Source organism: Bernardetia sp., assembly GCF_020630935.1.
Classification (GTDB): domain Bacteria; phylum Bacteroidota; class Bacteroidia; order Cytophagales; family Bernardetiaceae; genus Bernardetia.
The window spans coordinates 48,111-53,087 of record NZ_JAHDIG010000014.1 but is presented as its reverse complement, the minus strand read 5'-3'; the positions used below and the strand labels follow the sequence as shown (position 1 = coordinate 53,087).

General features: G+C 34.2%; 4 protein-coding genes and 1 tRNA gene. 3 read left to right on the top strand and 2 right to left on the bottom strand.

What is annotated here, in order from left to right:
• Window positions 1-181: 181 nt before the first annotated feature.
• Window positions 182-255: transfer RNA gene (locus tag QZ659_RS05995), tRNA-Arg, on the bottom strand.
• A 152-nt stretch (window positions 256-407) separates the two neighbouring features.
• On the opposite strand from QZ659_RS05995, the gene QZ659_RS05990 reads away from it, so the two are divergent.
• From QZ659_RS05990 to QZ659_RS05980, 3 genes are all read left to right on the top strand, one after another.
• Window positions 408-866 carry a rhodanese-like domain-containing protein gene (locus QZ659_RS05990; protein WP_291723406.1) on the top strand — a complete coding sequence of 153 codons (459 nt, stop codon included), beginning with the start codon at window positions 408-410 and terminating at the stop codon, window positions 864-866.
• Between the two features lie 44 nt (window positions 867-910).
• Entirely contained in the window at window positions 911-3,430 is a 2,520-nt protein-coding gene (locus QZ659_RS05985; protein WP_291723402.1) for a DUF3160 domain-containing protein, read from the top strand.
• Window positions 3,431-3,495: 65 nt separating this feature from the next.
• A complete protein-coding gene (locus tag QZ659_RS05980) occupies window positions 3,496-4,092 on the top strand; it encodes a hypothetical protein (RefSeq protein ID WP_291723398.1) in 597 nt (198 codons plus the stop codon).
• Window positions 4,093-4,171: 79 nt separating this feature from the next.
• Here QZ659_RS05980 and QZ659_RS05975 read toward each other — a convergent pair.
• Window positions 4,172-4,977 (bottom strand): saccharopine dehydrogenase family protein (locus QZ659_RS05975; protein ID WP_291723395.1); only part of this gene is annotated, 806 nt, incomplete at its 5' end.

Below are 4,977 nucleotides of genomic sequence, written 5' to 3'. Positions count from 1 at the left end.
CCTGTAACCTCTACAGCCGTAATGTAGTGCTCTATTCAGTTGAGCTACGGATCCATTTTTCTGATTTTATAATCACGACTTTATCGTAATTATTAGCAAAACTACTCAAAATATAAAATAGTTCCAAACTTAATTTTATGAGGTTGCTATTATTTCTAATAACAACCTATCATAAAACTTGTGAATCCGACAGGAGTCAAACCTGTAACCTCTACAGCCGTAATGTAGTGCTCTATTCAGTTGAGCTACGGATCCAGTATATTTTTTCGTTGTTGCGAGTGCAAAGGTAGGAATAAATTATTAACTTACAAAATATAGTGAGAATATTTTTAGTGATGTATCACAAAAAAATAAATATTTATTCTGTAAAGTTCTAATTATCAAATTTTTAGATCAAAAAATAAAAAATGAATAATTTTCTTATTGCTGCTGTGTTTTTTATCACTTGTCTTATTTTTCCTAACCTATATGCACAGGAAGGGAAGAAAAGCAATGATGAAAAAATTGATAATATAGAACAGCTTGCACCAAAAGAAGTCTTTTTACTTCTCCAACAAGACAGCGTACTCATGATTGATGTGAGGGAAAAAACCGAACTAGCTACTATTTCTTATGATGTAGATAGTATTATTCATATTCCAGTAAGTGATTTTTTAAATAAATTTGAAATACAAAGTAAAGAGTTTTCTGCAAATACAAAATTAATTATTGCTTGCAGAAGTGGAAGAAGAAGTCAGAAAATAGCTAAAGAGCTACAAAAAAAAGGATATTTATTTGTCTATAATCTAAAAGAAGGAATTATTGAGTGGGAAAAGCAAGGCTTTAAAGTTAAAAAAGAGAAAGCCGTAGAAAAAAATGAAAAGTAATGAAACTCTTAAAAATTTATTTTCTAATTATTTTTACCTAAATTTTGGATTCAATTTTAGAAAAATATCAACACCAAATTACCGTTCCAATGAAAAGCAATACTATTCTACTAGTTTTCATATCTCTATATTTTGCTTTAGTCTCCTGTGATACGAAAAAAAAGCCTCAAGATGATACAGTTTCTGCTGATACTACCACAGTAGAGCTTTCAGATAATACGACAAATGAAGAGAGTGAAAAAATTTCTATTTCATACCAAAAAGACTTACTCAAAGGCGATTATTATAATATTGACCTCAATCAAGATTTGTCTGGAAAGTCTTTAGAGGAACTCCGTTTGCTGCGAAATGCACTTTTTGCTAGACAGGGCTATCTTTTTATGAGTGCTGATTTACGTGGATTTTTTACAGCACAGGGTTGGTATGATTCACTGATGTACAACCGTTGGGAAGCTGAAGATTATGGAAAGGGCATACCTCCAGTTGAGCTTAATGCAGAAGAAAAAGCTTTTACAGATAAAATAAAGGCTTTAGAGGAAGAAAAAAAGAAAGAAAATTATATTACAATAAATGGCAACACTGTTCCAAATGTCAATAATGTAGTAAATCTTTGGCAATATGAGGGAGTAGAGCAAGGATTTTTAGAAAAACTAGGACAAAACGGTTTTGTAATTGTTCCCAACGATAACATTCAGTTATTTCACGTCTATGAAGAAAATGATTACAGACAAACACCAAACTTTGTAACGACTGATATGTATTTGCAGCTTTTCCACATGTATTTTCTCTATGTTTTGAGAACATTGGAAGAAGAAAAGTTTGCACCTATGTTAGCTAATCTTTGTGAAGGATTGTATGAAGCAAATTATAAACTGGCTCAAAAAGAAACTGACCCTACATTAAAAGAAGCTGCCCAGTGGAACTCTACCTATTTTGCTGTAGCTCTTCATCTTCTAAATCAGAAAAATAAACCAGTTGTAGCTGCACACAAAACATTTTATGATACAGAAATTAAAAATGTGATGGCTGCACAAGACAATGTCTCTGAATTTTTAGATTATCAGAATATTGAGTTTGCATATAGCTTGTTCAAACCTCGTGGACACTACACAAGAAAAGAAACATTGAAAAATTATTTCCGTGCTATGATGTGGATTCAGACTGTCCCTCAATGCTTGGATAATGACAAACATTTGCTTAGAATGGCACTGAATGCTCATTTTTTGAATACAGAAAAATCTGCTGGAAAATCGCTCATTCAACTTTATAAAGGAATTTTAGAACCTACTACTTTCCTCATTGGTGAACCAGATAATCTTTCTACTCTCAATATTGTCAATCTTTTGGGAGAGATAGGTATTCAGTCGCCACAAACACTTACCCAAAAAGCTCCTTTAGATGCGCTTAGAAAAAAGCTAGAAACTCTAGCCAAAACACTCAACAAAATAAAACCAGAAATTGAGAAAAGCTGTCCAGACAAAATCAATCTTATGCCTCAACGCTATTTGGTGGACAATGAAATTTTGCAACGATTGGTAGAAGTAGTTGAAGGAAAAGCCTCTAAGCGTCCGTTTCCAAAAGGATTGGATGTTTTGGCAGCCTTTGGCAATGAAGCTGCAGAGAAAAATTTGGTAGAAGTCTATGATGAAAAAAATAATTGGGACGAGTATATGCCAAGATTAGAAAAATTACAAAGCAAACTCAAAGATTATAATGAATGGGACGAAGCTGTTTATAACAAATGGATTTATACACTTTTAGGAAGTTTTGAGTATGATAGCAGAACGCCAGTACATTTGAAAAGTGATGCATGGGATTTGAAAACCCTAAACACAAGTCTTGCATCGTGGGCAGAACTCAAACACGATGCGATTCTCTATGCCGAACAGCCTATGGCTGCCGAATGTGGTGGTGGTGGACCTCCAGACCCTTATACGTTGGGATATGTAGAGCCAAATGCTGTTTTTTGGAAACGTCTTTTAGAACTTGTTGATTTGAATGCTACGCTTTTGAAGAAACACAATTTATATGCTTCTTTCGAATCAAAAACAACTCAAATGCGTGAACAGATAGAGTTTTTGAATAAAATATCTGAAAAGCAACTCTCTGGACAAAAGCTGACCGAACAAGAATACAGAGAGTTAGAATACATTGGTGGAGCAGTAGAAATGTTTACACTTTCTATTATCGATAATAAATTTTCTTATTTGGATAGCTGGGAAAACGTAACAGGACCTGATAAGTCTGTTGCCGTAGTGGCAGATATTTATACAAATGGTGTTGATATTAATAAAAAAGGAATTTTACACGTTGGAGTAGGAAAGGTAAACGATATTTTTGTTATCGTAGAAATTGATGGCTATTTGTATCTTACTCGTGGAGGAACATTTAGCTATCACGAATTTGTAAAAGCCTTAGATACACGACTAACTGATGAAGAATGGCAAAAAATATTGGAAACCGAACAAAAGCCAAGTCTTCCAAAGTTTTTAGAACCTATTCTCTATGAAGGCAATAAAAAACCAAAATCAAACGAAAAAGTGATGTACAGTTCGGGCTGTTAGTGAGCTTGCTTCTGTGCTAATTTTATATATTTTATTTTAACCAAATTTACCTCAAATTAAAAACTATGAGTCATTTTCAATTTCCACTTCATCTTACTTTCAAAATTGGTACGTTTGCCAACGATTTTATTGCTGCTGATGCACACGGCGATACATTAGCGTATGTACGCCAAAAAATGTTCAAACTCAAAGAAGAAGTCAATCTATTTACAGACGATTCTAAATCTGAGCTCAAATATTCTATCAAAGCCAATAAATGGTTAGATTTTTCTGCTTCGTATGCTTTTGAAGATGCGTCTGGAAAAAACTTAGGTAGAGTAGCACGAAAAGGCTGGCGTTCGATTTGGAAGGCAAAATATGAGATTTATGATATTTCAGATAATCAAGATTTTGTTGTTGAGGAAGCTAATGCGTGGGTAAAAGTAGGGGATGCTTTATTGTCTGATGTTCCAGTTTTGGGAATGCTTACTGGCTATTTCTTTAACCCTAGTTACAATGTTACTCGTCCGAATGGAGAAATTGTAGCCAAACTAAAAAAAGAACCTTCATTTTTTGGTAGAAGATTCAAAATAGAAAAACTAGCTGAAATGACAGAAATAGAAGAAGAAAGAATCCTTCTAGGACTGATGATGATGATTCTTTTGGAGCGTAGAAGAGGCTAGAGTTTTAATGGATAACAAAAAATTAGTCATATATGTAGAGCTAACGCATGCGTTAGCTCTACATATTATATTTAAATGATTAAACTACCGTCATTTCTGTTCCCTCTATTTCTAAAATCAGATGTTTGCTATACGCACTAGAAGGTGTTTGATAACCTGTTTTGAAATTTCCTGCCAATACCTTTTCTGTAATCAAGATGGCTGTTAGGGAAGTAAGTTTGTAGCCTTCAGGTGTGATGAGCCTTCCTTCTACTACATTTTTTCCATCGCTGACTTTTCCCCACAAATAACTACGACTTGTATTTCTTTTTTCTTCGTTAGGTCCTTTTGAGCCAGCTTTGATACGTTTTTTAATAGTATTTTTTACAAATTCATTTTTTAGGGCAAATGAAAAATAATGACTAGCTTTCATTGCTGTTATGGCTTTTTGAGGTTGCGCCATAAAAACTTTAATGTTTGGAATTTGTGTAGAATGGTAGGCTGTCGAAACGTCGCCCCACGGAATGGTTACTGAACTCATTTTTCTAACTCCATAATCAATTTCTCTAGTTTCGTAAGCCGTCTTGACAGGTGTTAGTTTTCCATTTTTACGAATCATTCCTCCTCCCCCTGCATTTTCTACAGCTGTAATGGCAGTTCCCTGCGAAACTCCACCTAGTCCCATAAAAGCGAGTTCTAAGTCAGTCGCTGTGGGCAATTCTTCTTTTAAAAATTTTGCCAAACAATCAGATGGCACAACATCAAACCCAACTCCAGACATTACCATAATTCCAGCTTCTTCTGCTTCCTCATTTAATGTTTTGGCATATTCGAAGACTTCAATTTCTCCAGTAATATCCAAATAGTGTGTCCTTGTAGCAATACAGGCAGGAATAAACTCTTTTA

Excerpts from the sequence above, each read along its gene's own strand:
- QZ659_RS05980 (WP_291723398.1), top strand. The coding sequence starts at position 3,496 with ATGAGTCATTTTCAATTTCCACTTCATCTTACTTTCAAAATTGGTACG.
- QZ659_RS05990 (WP_291723406.1), top strand. The coding sequence starts at position 408 with ATGAATAATTTTCTTATTGCTGCTGTGTTTTTTATCACTTGTCTTATT.